Here is a 19237-nt window from a genome sequence, read left to right as displayed (position 1 = left end):
TTTACTTAATTTCTTTGTGAACTGTTACTTTTCTCAATACTGGGTTGAATTTTTTCAATTCTAAACGCTCAGTTGTGTTTTTCTTGTTCTTAGTAGTGATATAGCGAGACATTCCCGGAAGACCACTTTCTTTGTGTTCAGTACATTCTAAGATAACTTGTACTCTATTTCCCTTTTTTGCCATTGTTTTACTTTATTTATACCCTCACGGGTGAATTTCATGATTCTATTTGATGTTGATACAACAGGCGGTCTAACTATTAAATATGACCTTGTTTGATAAATTTATCGATTGCTGCTGTAATACCGTTTTTGTTAATCGTTTTGATTGCTGAAGTAGAAACTTTCAACGTAATCCAACGATCTTCTTCTGGAATGTAAAAACGCTTGGTCTGTAAATTAGGATAGAATTTACGCTTAGTTTTAACGTTCGAGTGTGATACGTTATTTCCTTTTAATGCCGTCTTGCCTGTTAAATCACAAATTCTTGACATGATATTCGATTTTTATTGTTGTTCTTGTTAAAAATGCGTTCCCTTAGAAACGAGTGTGCAAATATCTATATTTCTTTTTGGAAATACAATATTATTTCAGGAATTATTTTTAAAATAATCGAAGACTGCTGCGGAAGTCAGCAAAAATACTGTATTTTGCATTAAATATCGCGAAGCGAATATCACAATAGTTTTCAACAATTCACAATGAACAAATATCTTTTAAGGGGAATCGTCTTTTTAACGGCGGGGATTATATGCGTGTTTTTAGGATACACGCTCATGGAGAATGAGAATAATTGGTATAAGCTGTTGATGACATTGGGTGTTATTTTTTTTGGAATAGGATTCATAGCATTAATGTACCGCATCTTTAGAAAAATCGATCGAAAGACTCTTATCGATGATCGAAAAGAGCAACAAGAGAAATAGAACATGTTGCACCAAACCAAAGGAATTACACTCAAAGTAACCAATTATTCGGAGAGCAGTGTTGTTGCACAAATCTATACGCAAGCATTTGGGTTGCAATCTTACCTGATTAATGGAGCAAGAAAACCGAAAGCGAAGATTTCGGTAAACATGCTGCAGCCATTCCATTTGCTGGAGCTTGTTGTTTATAATAAGGAGAATAATAATCTACAGCGGATTAAGGAAGCTCAACATCTTCCTGTGCTCAAACAGATTCCTTTGGATATCGTCAAAAGCTCGATTGCTCTATTCTTGAATGAGGTGCTTTATAAAGTGCTAAGGCATCAGTCTCCAGATAAGCAACTTTTCGATTTTTTGGAAAACGCTATTATCTGGCTTGATGAAACCGATGAAGGTTTGGCAAACTATCACCTCATCTTCCTGCTTAAGCTATCACATTACCTCGGGTTTAAACCTTCCTTAGGTAATCTTCCGTATTTCGATCTTTTAGAAGGTAGATTTGTGAGCATCCTGCCGGCCCACGTTTATACCCTGCAGGAACCATACAGTTCTTATTTGAGAGAATTAGCCCAATCTTCTTTCAGCAATTGTAACAATGTAAAGCTAAAAAAGGAGGATAGAAGCTATTTACTACAAAAGCTCGTGGACTATTATCGGCTTCATACAGAAAACTTTGGCGAGCTCAATTCCTTGTATATTCTGGAAGAGATTTTCAGCTAAGATTTAATGAAAAAAGCCCATCGAAAATCATCGATGGGCTTTTACACAATAAATATATATTGAATCTATTCTCTTAGATAAGCTTTACATTTACCGCGTTAAGGCCTTTACGACCTTGCTCAACTTCGTAAGAAACTTCGTCTTTCTCGCGAATTTTGTCAATTAATCCAGAAACGTGTACGAAGATTTCGCTCTCGCCTGAATTTGGAATGATGAAACCGAAACCTTTGGCTTCATTAAAGAATTTTACTACTCCTTGTTGCATGTTATTAATTTATTATTTCTTAAAGGTATCAATTATTTTCTAAATAAAAACTAAATATTAGCATAATATGATTAAACATTTTCAATAGTCACTTGTCTATGCTGTATATCTTTTGGAAAGATTTTTGAGATTAGAAACGCATTAAAAGATTATTATGAAAAAATTATTATCAATATTAGCGCTTATCGCATTGGTGGTGACAGCTCAAGCACAAAATGTATCTATGGAAAATAGTAGAAGAGTAGCAACGCGCGGCTATGCCGAGAAAGAAGTGACTCCAGACATCATTTACCTTTCAATTTCATTGAAGGAATACTATCAAGATGGCAATACAAAGAAAAAGGTAACTATCGAAACCTTGGAAAAGCAATTGTATGATGCTGCTATGAAATATGGTGTTAAGAAAGAGAATTTTACTATACAAAACATTTATAGCTATAACACGGCCGATCGTAAGAAAAAGAACAATGAGTTGCTACAATCTCGTCAGTACCGCATCAAAGTAACCGACCTGAAAAGCTTAAATGCGATGATGGATGAAGTTGACTCCCAAGGTCTACAAAACACGAACATTGCCGGTTATGATCATTCTCAAAAGAAAGCAATCGAGAAAGAATTAAAAACCGCAGCGGTTAAAGACGCACGCGTCAATGCAGAAATACTTGCAGCGGCCGACGGAGAGACTGTTGGAAAATCGCTGATGATTAATGATAATAGCAGCTTCAGCTGGAATGATGTGATGCCACAGCCACGTGCTTATATGGCGATGTCGAAAACAGCAAACGCTGAATCTGATGCAGTAGGAGGGAATGGGCTTGATATTGATGTCCGCCCAATCAAACTGACTTGCAATATCGACGCAGTCTTTGAATTAAAATAACAATGGAAAACCAATATAGCTCTAAAATAGAGCGCATAAATAAAGATTTTGTTTGGGTGGAGCGACTATCTGTTTTAATGGATAGTCGCTTCCGTATTGGCAACTTTCGCTTCGGATTAGACCCCATCCTTAATTTCATTCCCTTTGCCGGGCAAATCGCAACCTTCATCATTTCACTGATACTCGTTACGGTCATGTACCGAAATGGGGCAAGCGGGAAGATTGCGATCAAAATGCTACTCAACGTGACCTCGGATGCCATTCTAGGTTCTATACCTCTCTTGGGTAATATCTTCGATTTCTTTAACAAAGCCAACGACAAGAATATTAAGCTGTTACGCGAGCACTACTATGAAAACAAACATCAAGGAAGTGGCAAGAACATCATCTTCCTGATCGTTTCCATCTTAGCTATCGTCATTACGCTTGTAATTTATGCGATGTATGCATTAAGCGTCTGGTTGTTTAATCTCATCTTCTAAACTTTTCTTTACTTTTGCAACTATGAGCAAAACAAGAATTTTCGCTTTGTTGGGCGTCGCAATTATGCTTATTGCTATCTTGACAAACCCATCCAAAGACAAAATAAACGACGAACTGCGAGATCGAGCGAAGGAAATCTTAAAAAAACAATTACAATATGAGCATCAGGACGCTGTAGAATTCGGCATGATGCTTTTCGGAGATCGCATTGTTGAGGAGTTCGTCAATACCTATGTGCAAACCAAAAACTATTATCTGTTTTCTCTATGTGAGGTGAACTGGAATGGTGAAAAAGTTACAGTAGGAGGAGGGGCATTCGGCAAGGTGTGGATCAGTCCAAAACTTGATGAGAAAGCAAACGAGCTTATCGACGTATTAAAGAAACAATAATGCTGGAGATACTTTACGAAGATCAGGACCTAATTGCCATCAATAAACCGCACGGCCTGTTAGTTCACCGCTCATCCATCGCTGCAGATACTTCCGAATTTGCCCTGCAATTGTTAAGAGATCAGATCGGCAAGACCGTCTATCCCGCTCATCGTCTCGATCGCAAAACTGGTGGAATACTCCTGTTCTCCTTGAACAAGGAAACCGACTCTCTGATTCAACAGGCTTTTGCCAACAACCAGATTAAAAAAGAATATCTGGCCGTTCTACGCGGATTTTCACCGCTCAAAGACAGCATCGACTATCCCTTGAAAAAAGACAACGGAACCCTGCAAGATGCCATTACTCATTACGAAACCCTTCAACATACCGAAATAGATCTTCCTTTCGGTAAGCATCCGACCTCACGCTATTCGCTCGTGAAGGCGATGCCCCAGACCGGAAGAATGCATCAGCTCCGCCGGCATTTTGCACATATATTGCACCCCATCATCGGCGATCGGCCACATGGCTGCAATAAGCAAAATAAACTTTGGAAAGAGACCTTTGCGCATGACAGCATGTTGCTGCATGCCTCGCATTTATCTTTCAAACATCCGCGAACCGGAGAGCATGTGGAAATAAACGCAAAGCTACAACCCGAATTCGAAAGAGCATTGACCATACTGAATATCTCCGATCCCCTCAGATTTACGTAATCGATTGTCCATTTTCTTAACATTTAGGAAATCAGGTCTCTTTTGTCGTTTAATTGCCTATTTTTGTAGTACTAAAACACATTTAATTTTAACATGAAAAATACTGCGTTATCAAACCTGCATATTGCTTTAGGCGCGAAGATGGTTCCTTTCGCTGGTTTTAACATGCCTGTTCAATACAGCGGCATTAATGATGAGCACGAGACTGTACGTACCGGAGTAGGTATGTTCGACGTAAGCCATATGGGTGAGTTCATCTTAAAAGGTGAAAAAGCACTTGACCTGATTCAAAAAATCTCTTCTAACGATGCTTCTAAGCTTTATGACGGTAAAGTACAATATGCTTATATCCCGAATGAAGAAGGTGGAATTGTAGATGATTTCTTGACTTATAAAATTGACGACAACACTTACCTTCTTGTGGTCAATGCTTCCAATATTGAAAAAGACTGGAACTGGATCAGCAAATACAATACTTTCAGTGTAGAGATGAAAGATATCTCAGATAAAACTTCTTTATTCGCTGTACAAGGACCGAAAGCTGCAGATGCATTACAAGGTTTAACAGACATCGAATTAGCCCCTATGGAGTATTATTCTTTCCAAAAAGGTGTATTTGCCGGTGTTGAGAATGTATTAGTGTCAGCAACAGGCTATACAGGTGCTGGTGGCTTTGAAATCTACGTAGATAATGAGCATGCTGAGCAAGTATGGAATGCGATCATGGAAGCAGGTAAACAATATGGTATTAAACCAATCGGTTTGGGTGCTCGTGATACTTTACGTTTAGAAATGGGCTTCTGTTTATATGGAAATGATATCGACGATACCACATCTCCATTAGCAGCAGGTCTTGGTTGGGTTACTAAATTCACCAAAGACTTCGTGAACTCAGAAAACCTAAAAGCTGAAAAAGAAAGAGGATTGACACAAAAGCTAGTCGGCTTCGAAATGATCGACAGAGGTATCCCTCGTCATGATTACGAAATCGTAGATGCTGAAGGAAATAAAATTGGACGCGTTACTTCAGGAACGCAGTCGCCAACCTTGAAGAAATCCGTTGGTTTAGGCTATGTGGATACTGCTTTCGCAAAAGACGGAACAGAAATCTTCATTTCTATCCGTAATCAGCCGATCAAAGCAATCGTTAAAAAGCCGCCTTTTGTAAAATAAGGCTGTAAAATATAAGTAAGAGAGGGCTATTTTTTAGCCCTCTTTTTTTGTCTTGCTTGTTCCTGTGCTGCCGCTGCCTTCTTCGCTTGCACATCGCGGCTCACCTGTTTCAATAAAACAACTTTCAGATAAACCAAAACTACCAATAGGGCAATCGACAGACCCAGGTATAACATATTTCCGCTGTTATAACCGGCAACACTGCTAAGTATCAAGAATACAATACCTAGGTTCAATACTACGTTTAAGATAAACTTCTTCGTCATTTCTTTTTTATTATTGGGCTTCCAATTACACTTTTTCTGAGAAAAGAGAAATAAACAATTCCCCCCACAATGTTCAATAGGATAATGAATAAGGCCATCATCATTCTTTCTGTATTGCTAATGGAAGTGGAAAGCATAATTTCTCGTAGAACAAGTACCACCCATATCAACGAAACGAGCATCGCGATACTCAAAAGGATAGGGGCAAAGCCAACTTTAAAGAGGAGGAAAAGTATAGCCAGGATATAAAAAGCCAGACTAAACAGAAAGGCCTGTTTAGTCTGTTGAATTACCTTGTTCATGAAACAAAGGTAGTGAATATCTAAATCTTTTTACCCTTATGGGAAGATTCCTAATTCATTATAAGACTCGCCAACCTTATTGATTGCACAAATAAAGGCTGCCGTTCTCAAATCCTCAACACCCTCGGTATTCTTCCAGATATCGTGGATCTCTTGGTAAGAACCGATCATCGTATCTTCCAATCCAGAATATACTAAATCAACCTCATCCGGTCCACGTAAGATAATCTTGCGCTCTAACTTAGAAACCTTTTGATTGGTCATCGACTCAATGATATTCAAGATCTCCGCATACATGTTTTCGCTAAAGCGCTTCTCTAAGCGTCCATAACGAACATGGCTTAAGTTCTTCAACCATTCGAAGTAAGAAACCGTCACACCACCTGCATTCAGATAGATGTCTGGAATAACCACCTTGCCTTTACCGTTCAATATTTCATCCGCTTCTGGAGTCAACGGACCATTCGCAGCCTCACCTATAATTTGCGCTTGGATTCTATCCGCATTGTCTCCATTGATTACGGATTCCAATGCTGCTGGAATCAAGATATCACATGGATATTCTAATCCTTTAGCTGATTCTAGGATGTTCTCCGCACCAGGGAAATTCAAAATCGACCCTGTTGCTTTTCTATGCGCAACGACCGCATTCAGATCAAGTCCGTCTGCATTATAAATTGCACCCTCATATTCAATCAATCCCACTAAAATAGCGCCTTCGTCCTGGAAGTAATTTGCAGCATGATAGCCCACATTTCCTAATCCCTGAACAATAACGCGCTTGCCCTCGATTCCTACCGAGAGGCCTAATGCAGCCATGTCCTCCGCATTCTTAACCGCTTCACGAACACCGAAGAAAACACCCAATCCGGTTGCTTCTGCACGTCCGCGAACACCTCCCTGAGAAATTGGCTTACCCGTAACACAAGCCTGTGCATTGATCTCGTTAGGATTCAATGTCGTGTATGTATCGACGATCCAGCTCATTTCGCGCGCGCCGGTGCCATAATCTGGTGCCGGTACATCGGTTCCTGGACCGATAAAATTCTTCTTCACCAATTCCGTTGTATAACGTCTGGTGATCTTCTCTAATTCGTATTCCGAATACTTCTTAGCGTCGATTTTAATACCGCCTTTCGCACCGCCGAAAGGAACATTTACGATGGCACATTTGTAAGTCATTAAGGATGCCAGCGCCATGACCTCATCCTGATCTACCTCCATACTAAAACGGATACCACCTTTACATGGCAACTTATGATGCGAGTGCTGAACGCGGTAAGCTTCAATTACTTCAATCCCTTCTCCGATTTTCACGGGGAACTTCACACGAAGAATAGAGTTACAAGTTTTGATTTGATCGAGAATTCCGGGGGAAAAACGAGTGAATTTGGCCGCTTTGTCGAAGTTGCGAGCAACCCCTTGGAAAAAGCTGTACGTTGTGTTGTCTTGACTGGACATAGATTATTGTATTTGTTTACACTTGGTATAAATTAGTATAAAGGTAATTGTTTTATGATATTTCCAATAAGGTTACTCCGAAAAACAATATTTTTAATCAATTGATAACAAAAGATTTTCTTTTTTAGCAGAAAATCAAAAAACAAGCACAAAAACAAAAAGTCCAAGCGATGCTCGGACTTTTTATTGATAATGTTATTATCTATTAATTCCTAATAAACTTCCATTTCTGGGTCAAAAGCATCTTTCCATGCCAAAATACCGCCCTGTAAATTCGAAAGATTCGTATATCCCTCTTGCTCCAATAACATAACAGCCTGAGCGCTACGCTTTCCCGAACGACACTGAATAACAACCGGAATATCTTTAGAAATCTTTTCCGATTCAATTACCACACCTGATAATGGAATGTTGACCCCATTTAAATTGGATACTTCATATTCAAAAGGCTCACGAACGTCAATTAATTGAAATTCAACATTATGATCCATCATATCCTTTAATTCCTGAACGCTAATTTCTTTCATAGTATTTATACGCTTTTACCAAAGATAATTAATTAAACCTATCACTCCGTCATTAGTTTATTAAATTTATTAAATTCAAAAAAATTTTGAAACATGAAAAAATCCTTAGCACTTTCTTTGTTCTTGGGGCTAGCCTTACAGTTTGGTTTCGCACAAAAACAAAAAAAACTACAGATCACTTCAACAGAAAATATCAGTAGAATTCTAAATACACTCGCTTCCGACGAAATGCGCGGAAGATCGTCCTTATCTATTCCTGACATCTCCAGAGCAGCAGATTTTATCGCTTCCGAATTTAAGCATATCGGCTTGCAGCCATATGCCGAAGAGAACTATAGACAATCCTTTATCGTCAATAAATCTAAAGTAGCTAGTCAAAGCGTTCTTTGGGATGGTAAACCGCTCGGCGAGGATAAGTTTCTGATTGTTGGTGGGGGAGTAGCGGAAAACTTCAATGAGGGCTCCGGCTTGAAAACCTTGCGTATCACGGCAGCAGATGACTTCTCGGTAAAGTTCCGAGAATATGTACAGAAAGAGGCCGATAATGCAATCGTATTGGTCGACAAGAAGCATGAAACCTTTTTAGCTCGCTTCAAAAAGATTTATTCCGGACGCGAGAACATCACAACGAAAGATCAAGCGAATACAAGCGCTGTAAGCAAAGTTTTTGTCATTGCAGATCAATTGGCCGGTAAATACCAAATCGTTCAACAGCGCCAAGAAGACGAGCTCCCTATGTTTAATGTAGCAGGTATCATCCCTGGCAAATCTAAAGCGGACGAATTTGTTATCTTTTCATCGCATTATGACCATATCGGTATTATCAAGCCTGAAGGGCAGGACTCCATCGCCAATGGCGCCGATGATGATGCCTCAGGTACAACAGCTTTAATCGAACTGGCTCGCTATTACAAGAAATTGAACAACAATGAACGCACCTTAATCTTCGTTGCTTTCACAGCAGAGGAGATTGGTATGTTCGGGTCGAAATACTTCTCGAACAAAATCGATCCGGAAAAAGTGACGGCAATGATCAATATAGAAATGATCGGCAAAGACTCACGATTCGGTCCAAACAGCTTATATGTTACGGGGTTTGATGCATCCAACTTAGGGGCATTGATGCAAGAGAATCTAAAAGGTTCTTCTTTTACCTTTCATCCCGACCCTTATAAAACGCAAAACTTATTCTACCGCAGCGACAATGCTGTATTGGCTGCTTTAGGCGTGCCGGCACATACCTTCTCCACCTCACAGATTGATAAGGATGCGTATTACCATACGGTGAAAGATGAAGTGAGCACCCTAGACATTAACAATATCAAGTCCAGTATCGAAGCAATTGCTGCCGGTGCTATCGGCATCATCAATGGCACGCAGACACCAAGCCGCGTAGAAAAACTAAGAGATTAGATTTTTCTGCATGACATAGTCATTCAGAACAAATTGGTAGTAGGGAATATCCACCGTCTCTACTACCTCAAAACCCTGTTTCAGGTAGAAGTGGTAGGCTTTATTATATCGGTTTACATTTAATTCTAAAGTCGACAAACCATTTTTCAAGGCTTCCTCTGCGGCAAAGTCGATCATCATCTTCCCAAAGCCGCGTCCCTGTGTGGCAGGCAACAAATAGAGTTTATCGATTCTGATTTTATCTGCATGCGTAGAAAGGCTCATAAAACCCTGCGCAATACCATCTTCCAGAAAAAGAAAAAAGGCGGCTCCTTCGCGCATGCCCTCCTGCAGCGCTGCCACAGAATAACTCTGATCTAACATAAAATCAATCTGCGCTTTCTCTAAAACAGGGCTATAAGTAGGATACCAGGTTGCTAATGCTAAATCGCGAATAACTTCCGCGTCTGCTGCTGTTGCTCTTTCAATTTGGATCATAAGGCTTCACCAATTAATACGTAATCATTTGTCTTTTGCATGGTCACAAAACCATCCTCGCGAACTTCTAATCGATTCGCGTCTAGTAAATTTACATTACTAAACTTGTCCGTCAAATGATATGCATCAGGTAAATGCAAAATTAATCCCGCAGGTAGCCATTTCTCATACTGTTGTAGCAGCACATATTTGAAACCGTTCGAGATAAAATTAATTGTAAAAGTACGTAGGTAAGCTAGGAAATCAGCCTTTTCAAACTGATCCACAACGATATTCAGGGTGTAATTCTTTTTGCTCTCCAGATAGGCAAATAATGCCGCATAGTAGTCTTTTGAGTAGGGGACTGCCAACAAATGCTCTTCCTTATCTGTTGCCATATTTCCATCCGCAAGCAATACATCGACTTTGATTCCCCAAGACGCCAATACCTCATAATGCTGTGCCAGCGTAATGATGGTCGGGCTCCACTCTAACAGTTGCCCTAAATACTCCGAATCGATATTATGTGGGTCGACGACAAATAAAGCGGGTTCCTGATTCTCACGTACGATGTGATGGGATGACATATTAAGCAGATAAATAACGAAAGGCAATATAACTCATCAGTCCGATACTGATTTTCAAAGCTTCTTCGTCAATATCGAATGTCGGCGTATGAACGGCAGATTGAATGCCCTTCTCCTTATTTCCGGTTCCTAAGCGGTAGAAACAAGCGGAAATCTCTTGCGAATAATAGGAGAAATCCTCCGCTGCCGGCCACAAGTCCAATTCAACGACCTTCTCTTTACCCAAATAGTCTTCGGCATACGCTCTGGACGCCTCGGTAATTCCCGTCTCGTTAATTAAGAATGGATAGCCTTTTCTGACTTCAAACTCGCAGGTAGCACCCATGCTGTCTGCAATTCCAACAGCTAGCTTCAGCATCTTCTCATGCGCCTCAGCACGCCAAACCTCATCAAACGTACGGAAGGTGCCTTCCATATAAACCTCTTCAGGAATAATATTGGTAGCCCCATTGCCGATAATTTTTCCCCAGGAAAGTACCGTTGGGATACGTGGGTCTGCACTGCGGCTAACAATCTGCTGTAGCGCTGTTATAATCTGTGCCGAGATAGCAATAGGATCAATATTCTGATGCGGATGTGCGCCATGTCCTCCTTTTCCGCGAATCGTCATAAACAATTCATCGCAGGAAGCCATGTATTTGCCGGAACGAAATCCTACTGTTCCTGTCTCCAGAAACGGCATCACATGCTGCCCGACAATACCGATAGGCTCCGGATTCTTCAAAGCACCTTCCTTAATCATGAGCGAAGCTCCACCAGGTAGTCTTTCTTCCCCAGGTTGGAAAATCAAACGGATAGTACCCGGCAATTCGCCTTTCAGATCATTTAAGATCTTTGCCACCCCAATTAAGGAGGAGGTATGAACGTCATGCCCACAGGCATGCATCACACCAGGGTTCTGAGAACCATACGGCCTTCCTTCCACCTCGGTTATAGGCAAAGCATCCATATCTGCGCGCAAGGCCAAAACCTTATCCGAAGGAATATCGCCCTTAATCTCTGCAACAATGCCCGTATTGGCCATAATGCTGAAGGGGATATTTAAATCTCTTAAAATTTGTTGAATGAAGGCTGAGGTATTGTATTCTTCAAAAGACAGCTCCGGGTGTTGGTGCAAATGTCTTCTGTTGGCTATTGTGTCTTGATAATATACTTCAGCGAGGTCTTGAATCTTTTGTTTGATATTAGACATGCTATTCTCCGCTATTGCCATACCCAAACATCTTCGACAAATACAAAGACATTTCTATATGTCCCGCGAAGACGTCTCATATATTCCGTTGCTGCTGAACGGCTGGTGAAATCACCGACTTTTACCCGATAATTAGGCTCTACATAGTCTAAATAAGCTCCCATGTCACTGTTTTGACGCAGAAAGCTATTCTGAACATTCGTAGCCTCGGTTCTGTTGCTACCGGAATAAATCTGAACGCGGAAACCGCGAACCTTTACCCGCTTAGCATAACGCTTATCGATTTTCTTCTCCTCCAAGGTAATAGGGGTCTTGGTAGAAGTAGAAGGATTTATTGCATAGTATGCGCGATATTCCTGTAAAAGCCCAATCAATGAATCCTTAACAACTAATACCTTTCCTTCTTGTGCTTGTGCAAATTGGCACAAAACTAAAAAGAAGCAACCTACAATAAATCCTTTTCTAATCATTTTATTTCTTAACCTTGTTTTCCGTGACAGTTCTTGTATTTAAGACCTGATCCACAAGGACACTCATCATTTCTTCCAACCTCTTGTTCTTTACGAATCGGTTGAGTGACCTGCGGTTCCTGTGTATTCAAATCCTCTTCACTAACGCCTGTTGGTGAACTAAGTTCCTCTTTTGTTTCCGTTGTTTTTACCTTTGGAGCCTCCGGACGAGCAGCTTGGATATTTTCTGCTTCCTGTTGTTGTCCCGGAATCTCTCCTTTAAATAAGAAACTAACGATATCTTTATTCATAGAAGCTAACATGCTTTTAAACAAGTTGTAAGCCTCCATTTTATAGATAATAATAGGATCTTTTTGTTCATAAACAGCATTCTGAACAGATTGTTTCAAATCATCCATCTCACGAAGGTGTTCTTTCCAAGCCTCATCGATCAAGGCTAATACAATGCCTTTTTCAAATGATCTGAACACATCCTTACCGTTACTTTCTACTGCTTTCTTCAAATTTGAAGCAACTTGAATGCCACGAATACCATCGGTGAAAGGAATTACGATATTTTCAATCATTCCGCCACGCTCAGCCATCACATTGGTCAATACTGGCAATGTCATCGCTGCGATGTTTTCCGCTTTCTTATGGTAGTAATTGATTACCTGAGTAAACAATTTCTCTACTAAATCATTTCCTGAAGTCGATGCAAATTCCTCTTTAGAAATCTCCGGATTGATAGCAAATACGCGGATTACCTCAATTTGGAACTCGTCGAAGTTATTGTCTTCTTTCGCCTCTAATACGATATCCTCTACAACATCATAGATGGTATTGTTCAAATCTACGTCTAAACGTTCTCCGAACAATGCATTCTTACGTTTGGTGTAAATTACATTACGTTGCGAGTTCATCACGTCGTCATACTCTAACAAACGCTTACGTATACCGAAGTTGTTCTCTTCTACTTTACGTTGCGCACGCTCGATAGATTTTGTCAACATACTGTGTTGCATCACTTCACCATCTTCAACACCCATCTTAACCATGAGGTTAGAGATACGCTCTGACGCAAATAAACGCATCAACGGATCTTCTAAGGAAACGAAGAACTGTGACGAACCTGGGTCACCCTGACGTCCCGCACGACCTCTTAACTGACGGTCAACACGACGAGACTCGTGGCGCTCCGTACCGATGATCGCTAAACCACCCGCATTGATAACCTCTTCCGTCAATTTAATATCCGTACCACGACCTGCCATGTTCGTCGCAATAGTAACTTGGCCCGGACGACCAGCTTCTGCTACGATATCTGCCTCTTTCTGGTGCAACTTCGCGTTCAATACGTTGTGCTTAACACCACGAAGCTTCAACATACGGCTTAATAATTCTGAAATCTCAACTGAAGTTGTACCAACCAATACCGGACGGCCTGCCTCTGTCAAGGTCTGAATCTCTTGTGCTACTGCATTATATTTTTCGCGAGCCGTACGATAGATAAAATCCTGACGGTCATCACGTTGAATTCCTTTGTTTGTTGGAATCTCTACCACGTCTAATTTGTAGATTTCCCAAAGCTCACCCGCTTCTGTAGAGGCAGTACCCGTCATCCCTGATAACTTATGGTACATACGGAAATAGTTCTGTAAGGTAATCGTCGCGTAAGTTTGTGTCGCGTCCTCTACTTTTACATTTTCTTTCGCCTCGATCGCTTGGTGTAGACCGTCAGAATAACGACGACCATCCATAATACGACCTGTTTGCTCATCGACAATCTTTACTTTACCTTCATCAACGATGTATTGATCATCGATCTCAAATAAAGTGTATGCTTTCAACAACTGGTTGATTGAGTGAATACGCTCTGCTTTTACCGAGTAATCACGCATCAACTCTTCTTTACGCTGCGCTTTCTCTTCAACCGGGATATCTGTTTTTTCGATTTCCGCAATCTCCGTACCTACGTCTGGTAAGATAAAGAAGCTTGGATCTTCTCCAGTCGCTGTAATTAATTCAATACCTTTCTCTGTAAGCTCTACTTGATTGTTTTTCTCATCGATTACAAAGAACAATTCCGCATCTGCCTTCGGCATATGACGGTTCTGCTCCTGCATATAGTAGTTTTCAACCTTCTGTAAGATCTGACGGTGATTTCCCTCACTTAAGAACTTGATTAAAGCTTTATTCTTCGGTAAACCGCGGTAAGCACGGAATAGGGCTAAACCTCCTTTTTCAACGTCTGTATCGCCTTCCGCAATTGCTTTCTTCGCTTGGTTCAATACCGTATTGATATACGCTTTTTGCGCATTTACTAAACGTTCGATTCTTGGTTTTAACTGGTAAAACTCATGCTGATCGCCCAATGGGATAGGACCGGAAATAATCAACGGCGTACGTGCATCGTCAATTAATACCGAGTCAACCTCATCGATCATTGCAAAGTGCAATTTACGCTGAACCATCGACTCTTTGGTATTCGTCATATTATCACGCAAATAGTCGAAACCAAACTCATTATTTGTTCCATAAACGATATCTGCCTGATATGCCTGACGACGTTGTTGTGAGTTCGGCTGGTGCTTGTCGATACAATCTACGCTCAAACCGTGGAATTCGAAGATAGGACCATTCCACTCCGAGTCACGACGTGCTAAGTAATCATTGACCGTTACGATGTGAATACCTTGGCCAGATAGGGCATTTAAGTAAGTAGGCAATGTACCTACTAATGTTTTACCCTCACCCGTAGACATCTCAGCAATCTTTCCCTGGTGCAATACAATACCACCGATCAACTGTACGTCATAGTGAACCATGTTCCAGGTTACATCTGTACCTGCTGCCGTCCAGCTATTTTTCCAGATGGCAAACTCGCCATCAATCGTAACGTTTGGCTTACGAACCGCTAGATCTCTATCAAATTGGCTCGCTGTAACCTTGATTTCTTTATTTTCAGTAAAACGACGTGCTGTTTCTTTGACAACCGCAAAGGCTTCCGGGAGGATTTCCGCTAATACCTCTTCTAATTTCTTGTCGCGGTCTTTGGTTAATTTATCAACTTTCTCGTAAGTTGCAGTCTTGTCTTCCATGTCTTCGGTAGCCTCCGCATGTAGTTTCAAGTCGTTGATTTCTTTATCGATTTCTTGCAAATATTCAGCAATTCTGCTCTTAAATGCTAGGGTTTTTCCACGCAGTTCATCATGGCTCAAGCCCGATAGCTTCTCGTACTCATCCTTAATCTTCTGTACAATCGGTTGTACCCCTTTGATATCTCTTTCAGACTTACTGCCGAATAATTTGCTTAAAAATTTTAACATAATTCTCTATTTCTGTATTGGCATGTACAATAATGGCTCCAAACCCTAGTAGCAGACATTTTGACATTAATCGGGCAAATTTAGTTAATACAGATGATAACTAACAGTTTCCCAAATCTTTTTTAACAATTATTTTATTAAATATATATTTTTCGAGGTCGTCGGAATCAGATTCAATGTCCGAGCCTTATCGAACATCCGATTCACCGCACGCCGGCCTTCCTCTCCAAGCTCTTCCGAATAGCTATTCACGTACAATTCGATGTGTTTATACATCACCTCTTCTTCCATTTCCTGCGCATGCGAACGGATATAATCTATACCGGATTTAGGATTCGCAAAGGCATATCGAACACTTTCCTTCAACAAGCGATTGACCTTTTCTTTGACTTCCTGGGGCAATGAACGCTTGATGACAATCCCACCCAATGGAATTGGCGAACCTGTCGTTTTTTCCCAAAAATCGCCGAGGTCAGCAATTTTATGCAGACCCTTATCCATATAGGTGAACCTATTTTCATGGATAATCAGCCCCACATCGATGCTGCCATCCAATAAAGATGCCTCGATACCCGAGAATACCATCTCTTGTTTGTTCTGCAAGCCTGGATAGGCTAAACCTAACAGAAAGTTCGCGGTGGTATATTTACCGGGAATACCAACCTTGAGATTCGCAAACTCTTCGGGCAATTCAGCCCCGGCATAACTTCCCAATTGTGCGGCTAAAGCCTCATCCTTGCAGATCAGCAGTGGCCCCACGCCGAAGCCTAAAGCACTCCCGGCATCCAACAATTCGTAGTCCTCCACAGCATAGGCAAAAGCATGATAGCTTAATTTGGTGATATCCAAATCATTAGCAAAAGCCTTTTCATTCAGCGTTTCCACATCGTGATATTCCACGTGGAACTGAAGCCCCTCGGTGTCAATCTTTCCATGAATTAACGCATCGAAAATAAATGTATCATTCGGACAGGGCGAGAAGCCCAATGTCAATTTTTCCATATCTAAAAAGCAGCCCAAAGGCCTATATTGAAATATTCTTTGTAAAAATTAGCCACAGCATGCCCAAGAAAGTCGCCAAGATCAATCCCGTTGCGATCTTGTCAAAGCCCTTCTTATGCGAAATCCATGCAGAGACGAGATTTATCGTCGCAGCAAGCACATAGAAACCCGCAGGCTTCGTTGGGAATAGCTGCAGTTGCAATTCCGTAAATTCAGTTAAATAATATGCTAATGCCGGACTGATGATCCCCAAGATCAGACCTAATAAAAGACTATTCTTCATCTCTTACTTATCGTCAAAACTCCAAGAATTCAACTCCGGAATAGCATGATGCGCTGTCATGTCAAATTGCGTCGGAACAATAGAGACAAAGCCATTCGCCAAGGCATAAACATCCGTATCCTCACCGCGATCCTGTAGTAGGAAGTTGCCCGTCATCCAAAAGTATTCTCTGTTGTACGGGTCTAAGCGCTCATCGAACTCCTCAAACCACTTCGCATTCGCCTGACGGCAAACCTTAATACCATGAATCTCCTTCGAAATATTCGGGAAATTAACATTCACCAAGGTATTCTTAGGAAGACCATTCAACAGCACCTGCTGCGCAATGGTCTTTACATAGGATCTCGTATGCGAAAAATCAGCGTTATGCGAGAAATCATCCAATGAAAATCCTATCGAAGGAATATCCTCAATAGCTCCCTCAACCGCAGCCGACATCGTTCCGGAATACAACACATTGATCGAATAGTTCAACCCATGATTGATACCCGAAACACATAAATCAGGCTTCTTGCCTTTAAATATCTTGTTAACCGCCAATTTAACACAGTCAACAGGCGTCCCGGAGCATTTGTACATCTCCACTCCAGGATATAAATCAATCTTATCTAATCGTAAAGGTCTACCGATCGTAATCGCGTGTCCCATGCCCGATTGTGGACTATCAGGAGCCACAACAATAACATCCCCGATTTCCTGCATAACTTCCAATAGCACCTTAATGCCCGGAGCAGTGATTCCGTCGTCATTTACGACAAGTATAGTAGGTTTCTTTTTCGACATATCGCTAAGTTAGAGAAAAGATATGAAAAGTAGGATTACGCAAAATCAAGCTTATGTTATTTTGATAGTAGTTAGTACTTAGTACTTAGTATTTAGACCTAGGGCTGGTCGTAGATGTGAGACATTAGATATAAGATATTAGAGTATTGTGTCTTGTCCTGACATAGGTTGACATATTAATCAACTAAAAAACATGAAAGACAAGACAAGTTCACGACACGTTTCAATTCGGTACAGTTTTGGTTTTAAACAGAAGGTAGTTCGGGAGATCGAAGAAGAAGGGCTGAGCTATTCCCAGGCTCGACGGCGATATGGGATAAAGGGAGGCCAGACGATTCAGCTATGGCTTGAGAAATTCGGGAAGAATCATTTGTTAAACAAAATCGTACGTATTGAGATGAAAGAGGAAAAGGACAGGATAAAGGAGTTAGAGGCCGAGGTAAAGCGCTTAAAACTAGCTTTGGCGGATAGTGTAATGGCCAAGGATATTCTTCAGGCTGTTATTCAGATTGCGGACGATCATTACGGGTCAGATCTAAAAAGAAATTTCGGTCCCAAGTCATCCGTAACCTCCAAAAAGAAGGATACGCCATAGCTAGGTTGTGTTCTGCTTTTGGCATAAGTAGGTCGGGCTATTACAAAGGTTCCGCCGTGCGGGTGTCCAGAGATCGTTTTGATAAGGAGGTGATCGCCAAAGTAAGGACGTTCAGGCAGGAACAGCCCTTTATCGGCAGTAAAAAACTGTATTATCTGCTTAATGACTTCCTGCGGACTTCAGACATTAAACTGGGCAGGGATGGATTCCACCGGCTACTGCGCGATCATAATCTGTTGATCAAGCGGAAACGGAAATACGTCAGTACCACTAACAGCTACCATCGGTTCTATACCTATGGCAACTTACTGAGGGATCGCGTCATAAATAGACCAGAGCAGGCGTACGTATCGGACATTACATACCTGCGGACTCGGCAGGGGTTCGTTTATCTGTTCCTGCTCACGGATGCCTATTCCAGGAAAATAATGGGATGGAACGTGTCTAGGAGCCTTGGGATTGAAGGTGGAATAAAAGCACTTAAAATGGCCTTGAGGAACACCAAGGACAGCAAAGTGCTCATCCATCACTCGGACAGGGGGATACAATATTGTAGCAAGGAATATACGAGACTGCTGAAGCAAAAGAAGGTTTCCATAAGCATGACAGAGGAAAATCACTGTTATGAGAACTCTTTGGCGGAACGAGTGAACGGGATCCTCAAGCAAGAGTTTATGCTGGACAGCGAATGGCCCGATGAATTGTCAGTCCGAAGATCTGTCGAACAGAGCATTAGAATATACAATTCAAAGCGACCACATTGGTCACTGAAACTTAAGACACCTCAGCAGGTTCACGAAGCCGCTTAAAACGGACTAACATTGAGGTGTGGAAAGTAAAAGAAAAAAGAAGCAAAAAAGAAAAAAGGCTATTCAAATATGGAAAACTCCTACGGAGTTTACACACATTTGAACAGCACAACAATAACAAAAAAGTGTCTACTTTTTTTAGGACATGACATTGGCGTCTTGTATTAAGCTTTTGGTTTAGGATGGAAGGATTTAAGGAAGGGTATTTTGTCTTGAACCAGGAAAAAAAGGATGCAAGAATTGACAGG

24 protein-coding genes are annotated in these 19237 nt (G+C 41.1%); 10 read left to right on the top strand and 14 right to left on the bottom strand.

Annotated features, from left to right (window positions below; genetic code table 11):
* Position 1: 1 nt before the first annotated feature.
* Positions 2-184 carry a 50S ribosomal protein L33 gene (rpmG, locus tag QYC40_RS00195; protein WP_002998409.1) on the bottom strand — a complete coding sequence of 61 codons (183 nt, stop codon included), beginning with the start codon at positions 182-184 and terminating at the stop codon, positions 2-4.
* A gap of 76 nt (positions 185-260) precedes the next feature.
* On the bottom strand, positions 261-494 hold the full coding sequence (rpmB, locus tag QYC40_RS00190; protein ID WP_149524235.1) for a 50S ribosomal protein L28: 234 nt from the start codon (positions 492-494) through the stop codon (positions 261-263).
* A 207-nt stretch (positions 495-701) separates the two neighbouring features.
* Here rpmB and QYC40_RS00185 point away from each other — a divergent pair, with 207 nt between their 5' ends.
* Both QYC40_RS00185 and recO read left to right on the top strand, forming a co-directional pair.
* A complete protein-coding gene (locus QYC40_RS00185; protein ID WP_301991759.1) occupies positions 702-926 on the top strand; it encodes a signal peptidase in 225 nt (74 codons plus the stop codon).
* A gap of 3 nt (positions 927-929) precedes the next feature.
* Positions 930-1646, top strand: coding sequence for a DNA repair protein RecO (gene recO, locus QYC40_RS00180; RefSeq protein WP_301991758.1), 717 nt, complete (start codon positions 930-932; stop codon positions 1644-1646).
* 73 nt (positions 1647-1719) lie between these two features.
* Here recO and QYC40_RS00175 read toward each other — a convergent pair whose 3' ends face one another.
* Positions 1720-1911, bottom strand: coding sequence for a cold-shock protein (locus QYC40_RS00175; protein ID WP_149524232.1), 192 nt, complete (start codon positions 1909-1911; stop codon positions 1720-1722).
* A gap of 154 nt (positions 1912-2065) precedes the next feature.
* Between QYC40_RS00175 and QYC40_RS00170 the strand changes: the two genes are divergently transcribed.
* From QYC40_RS00170 to gcvT, 5 genes are all read left to right on the top strand, one after another.
* Positions 2066-2791 carry an SIMPL domain-containing protein gene (locus QYC40_RS00170; protein ID WP_301991757.1) on the top strand — a complete coding sequence of 242 codons (726 nt, stop codon included), beginning with the start codon at positions 2066-2068 and terminating at the stop codon, positions 2789-2791.
* Between the two features lie 2 nt (positions 2792-2793).
* Positions 2794-3273, top strand: a complete 480-nt coding sequence (locus tag QYC40_RS00165; protein ID WP_301991756.1) for a DUF4112 domain-containing protein — start codon at positions 2794-2796, stop codon at positions 3271-3273.
* A 22-nt stretch (positions 3274-3295) separates the two neighbouring features.
* Positions 3296-3664, top strand: a complete 369-nt coding sequence (locus tag QYC40_RS00160; RefSeq protein ID WP_301991755.1) for a hypothetical protein — start codon at positions 3296-3298, stop codon at positions 3662-3664.
* Complete coding sequence (locus QYC40_RS00155) at positions 3664-4362, top strand: pseudouridine synthase (RefSeq protein WP_301991754.1); 699 nt, start codon at positions 3664-3666, stop codon at positions 4360-4362. The genes QYC40_RS00160 and QYC40_RS00155 overlap by 1 nt, the downstream gene beginning before the upstream one ends.
* 93 nt (positions 4363-4455) lie before the next feature.
* Positions 4456-5535 (top strand): glycine cleavage system aminomethyltransferase GcvT, encoded by a 1080-nt coding sequence (gene gcvT / locus QYC40_RS00150; RefSeq protein WP_301991753.1) that lies wholly within the window; start codon positions 4456-4458, stop codon positions 5533-5535.
* Positions 5536-5561: 26 nt separating this feature from the next.
* Here the strand turns inward: gcvT and QYC40_RS00145 are convergent, their stop codons facing one another.
* From QYC40_RS00145 to QYC40_RS00135, 3 genes are all read right to left on the bottom strand, one after another.
* Complete coding sequence (locus tag QYC40_RS00145; protein ID WP_301991752.1) at positions 5562-5801, bottom strand: DUF6358 family protein; 240 nt, start codon at positions 5799-5801, stop codon at positions 5562-5564.
* A gap of 338 nt (positions 5802-6139) precedes the next feature.
* Positions 6140-7564: a Glu/Leu/Phe/Val dehydrogenase gene (locus tag QYC40_RS00140; protein ID WP_301991751.1), complete on the bottom strand. Its 1425-nt coding sequence runs from the start codon at positions 7562-7564 to the stop codon at positions 6140-6142.
* A 212-nt stretch (positions 7565-7776) separates the two neighbouring features.
* On the bottom strand, positions 7777-8091 hold the full coding sequence (locus QYC40_RS00135) for a rhodanese-like domain-containing protein (RefSeq protein WP_301991750.1): 315 nt from the start codon (positions 8089-8091) through the stop codon (positions 7777-7779).
* A gap of 93 nt (positions 8092-8184) precedes the next feature.
* On the opposite strand from QYC40_RS00135, the gene QYC40_RS00130 reads away from it, so the two are divergent.
* A complete protein-coding gene (locus QYC40_RS00130; protein WP_301991749.1) occupies positions 8185-9504 on the top strand; it encodes a M28 family metallopeptidase in 1320 nt (439 codons plus the stop codon).
* On the opposite strand, the gene QYC40_RS00125 is transcribed toward QYC40_RS00130, so the two are convergent.
* From QYC40_RS00125 to surE, 8 genes are all read right to left on the bottom strand, one after another.
* A complete protein-coding gene (locus QYC40_RS00125; RefSeq protein ID WP_301991748.1) occupies positions 9493-9981 on the bottom strand; it encodes a GNAT family N-acetyltransferase in 489 nt (162 codons plus the stop codon). The two genes, QYC40_RS00130 and QYC40_RS00125, sit on opposite strands and share 12 nt — an antisense overlap.
* Positions 9978-10547, bottom strand: a complete 570-nt coding sequence (locus tag QYC40_RS00120) for a thiamine diphosphokinase (protein ID WP_301991747.1) — start codon at positions 10545-10547, stop codon at positions 9978-9980. Before QYC40_RS00120 ends, QYC40_RS00125 begins: the two co-directional genes overlap by 4 nt.
* A 1-nt stretch (position 10548) precedes the next feature.
* Complete coding sequence (locus QYC40_RS00115) at positions 10549-11760, bottom strand: M20 family metallopeptidase (RefSeq protein ID WP_301991746.1); 1212 nt, start codon at positions 11758-11760, stop codon at positions 10549-10551.
* Positions 11751-12209: an SPOR domain-containing protein gene (locus QYC40_RS00110; RefSeq protein ID WP_260039977.1), complete on the bottom strand. Its 459-nt coding sequence runs from the start codon at positions 12207-12209 to the stop codon at positions 11751-11753. The genes QYC40_RS00115 and QYC40_RS00110 overlap by 10 nt, the downstream gene beginning before the upstream one ends.
* An 8-nt stretch (positions 12210-12217) precedes the next feature.
* Positions 12218-15517 carry a preprotein translocase subunit SecA gene (gene secA / locus QYC40_RS00105; protein WP_301991745.1) on the bottom strand — a complete coding sequence of 1100 codons (3300 nt, stop codon included), beginning with the start codon at positions 15515-15517 and terminating at the stop codon, positions 12218-12220.
* A 129-nt stretch (positions 15518-15646) separates the two neighbouring features.
* A complete protein-coding gene (locus QYC40_RS00100; RefSeq protein ID WP_301991744.1) occupies positions 15647-16519 on the bottom strand; it encodes a menaquinone biosynthesis family protein in 873 nt (290 codons plus the stop codon).
* Between the two features lie 22 nt (positions 16520-16541).
* The gene (locus tag QYC40_RS00095) at positions 16542-16802 is read right to left on the bottom strand and encodes a hypothetical protein (protein ID WP_301991743.1); all 261 of its coding nucleotides are present in this window, start codon (positions 16800-16802) and stop codon (positions 16542-16544) included.
* A 3-nt stretch (positions 16803-16805) separates the two neighbouring features.
* Positions 16806-17585, bottom strand: a complete 780-nt coding sequence (gene surE / locus QYC40_RS00090; RefSeq protein ID WP_301991742.1) for a 5'/3'-nucleotidase SurE — start codon at positions 17583-17585, stop codon at positions 16806-16808.
* Between the two features lie 193 nt (positions 17586-17778).
* On the opposite strand from surE, the gene QYC40_RS00085 reads away from it, so the two are divergent.
* Together QYC40_RS00085 and QYC40_RS00080 are read left to right on the top strand one after the other, a co-directional pair.
* A complete protein-coding gene (locus QYC40_RS00085) occupies positions 17779-18180 on the top strand; it encodes a hypothetical protein (protein WP_301991741.1) in 402 nt (133 codons plus the stop codon).
* Entirely contained in the window at positions 18147-18989 is an 843-nt protein-coding gene (locus tag QYC40_RS00080) for an IS3 family transposase (protein ID WP_367652328.1), read from the top strand. Before QYC40_RS00085 ends, QYC40_RS00080 begins: the two co-directional genes overlap by 34 nt.
* Positions 18990-19237 lie beyond the last annotated feature (248 nt).

The organism is Sphingobacterium sp. BN32, from assembly GCF_030503615.1.
Taxonomy (GTDB): Bacteria; Bacteroidota; Bacteroidia; order Sphingobacteriales; family Sphingobacteriaceae; genus Sphingobacterium.
The sequence above is the reverse complement of the archived record's forward strand: the minus strand, read 5'-3'. Positions and strand labels throughout refer to the sequence as shown.

Excerpts from the sequence above, each read along its gene's own strand:
- rpmG (WP_002998409.1), bottom strand. The coding sequence starts at position 184 with ATGGCAAAAAAGGGAAATAGAGTACAAGTTATCTTAGAATGTACTGAA.
- rpmB (WP_149524235.1), bottom strand. The coding sequence starts at position 494 with ATGTCAAGAATTTGTGATTTAACAGGCAAGACGGCATTAAAAGGAAAT.
- QYC40_RS00185 (WP_301991759.1), top strand. The coding sequence starts at position 702 with ATGAACAAATATCTTTTAAGGGGAATCGTCTTTTTAACGGCGGGGATT.
- recO (WP_301991758.1), top strand. The coding sequence starts at position 930 with ATGTTGCACCAAACCAAAGGAATTACACTCAAAGTAACCAATTATTCG.
- QYC40_RS00175 (WP_149524232.1), bottom strand. The coding sequence starts at position 1,911 with ATGCAACAAGGAGTAGTAAAATTCTTTAATGAAGCCAAAGGTTTCGGT.
- QYC40_RS00170 (WP_301991757.1), top strand. The coding sequence starts at position 2,066 with ATGAAAAAATTATTATCAATATTAGCGCTTATCGCATTGGTGGTGACA.
- QYC40_RS00165 (WP_301991756.1), top strand. The coding sequence starts at position 2,794 with ATGGAAAACCAATATAGCTCTAAAATAGAGCGCATAAATAAAGATTTT.
- QYC40_RS00160 (WP_301991755.1), top strand. The coding sequence starts at position 3,296 with ATGAGCAAAACAAGAATTTTCGCTTTGTTGGGCGTCGCAATTATGCTT.
- QYC40_RS00155 (WP_301991754.1), top strand. The coding sequence starts at position 3,664 with ATGCTGGAGATACTTTACGAAGATCAGGACCTAATTGCCATCAATAAA.
- gcvT (WP_301991753.1), top strand. The coding sequence starts at position 4,456 with ATGAAAAATACTGCGTTATCAAACCTGCATATTGCTTTAGGCGCGAAG.
- QYC40_RS00145 (WP_301991752.1), bottom strand. The coding sequence starts at position 5,801 with ATGACGAAGAAGTTTATCTTAAACGTAGTATTGAACCTAGGTATTGTA.
- QYC40_RS00140 (WP_301991751.1), bottom strand. The coding sequence starts at position 7,564 with ATGTCCAGTCAAGACAACACAACGTACAGCTTTTTCCAAGGGGTTGCT.
- QYC40_RS00135 (WP_301991750.1), bottom strand. The coding sequence starts at position 8,091 with ATGAAAGAAATTAGCGTTCAGGAATTAAAGGATATGATGGATCATAAT.
- QYC40_RS00130 (WP_301991749.1), top strand. The coding sequence starts at position 8,185 with ATGAAAAAATCCTTAGCACTTTCTTTGTTCTTGGGGCTAGCCTTACAG.
- QYC40_RS00125 (WP_301991748.1), bottom strand. The coding sequence starts at position 9,981 with ATGATCCAAATTGAAAGAGCAACAGCAGCAGACGCGGAAGTTATTCGC.
- QYC40_RS00120 (WP_301991747.1), bottom strand. The coding sequence starts at position 10,547 with ATGTCATCCCATCACATCGTACGTGAGAATCAGGAACCCGCTTTATTT.
- QYC40_RS00115 (WP_301991746.1), bottom strand. The coding sequence starts at position 11,760 with ATGGCAATAGCGGAGAATAGCATGTCTAATATCAAACAAAAGATTCAA.
- QYC40_RS00110 (WP_260039977.1), bottom strand. The coding sequence starts at position 12,209 with ATGATTAGAAAAGGATTTATTGTAGGTTGCTTCTTTTTAGTTTTGTGC.
- secA (WP_301991745.1), bottom strand. The coding sequence starts at position 15,517 with ATGTTAAAATTTTTAAGCAAATTATTCGGCAGTAAGTCTGAAAGAGAT.
- QYC40_RS00100 (WP_301991744.1), bottom strand. The coding sequence starts at position 16,519 with ATGGAAAAATTGACATTGGGCTTCTCGCCCTGTCCGAATGATACATTT.
- QYC40_RS00095 (WP_301991743.1), bottom strand. The coding sequence starts at position 16,802 with ATGAAGAATAGTCTTTTATTAGGTCTGATCTTGGGGATCATCAGTCCG.
- surE (WP_301991742.1), bottom strand. The coding sequence starts at position 17,585 with ATGTCGAAAAAGAAACCTACTATACTTGTCGTAAATGACGACGGAATC.
- QYC40_RS00085 (WP_301991741.1), top strand. The coding sequence starts at position 17,779 with ATGAAAGACAAGACAAGTTCACGACACGTTTCAATTCGGTACAGTTTT.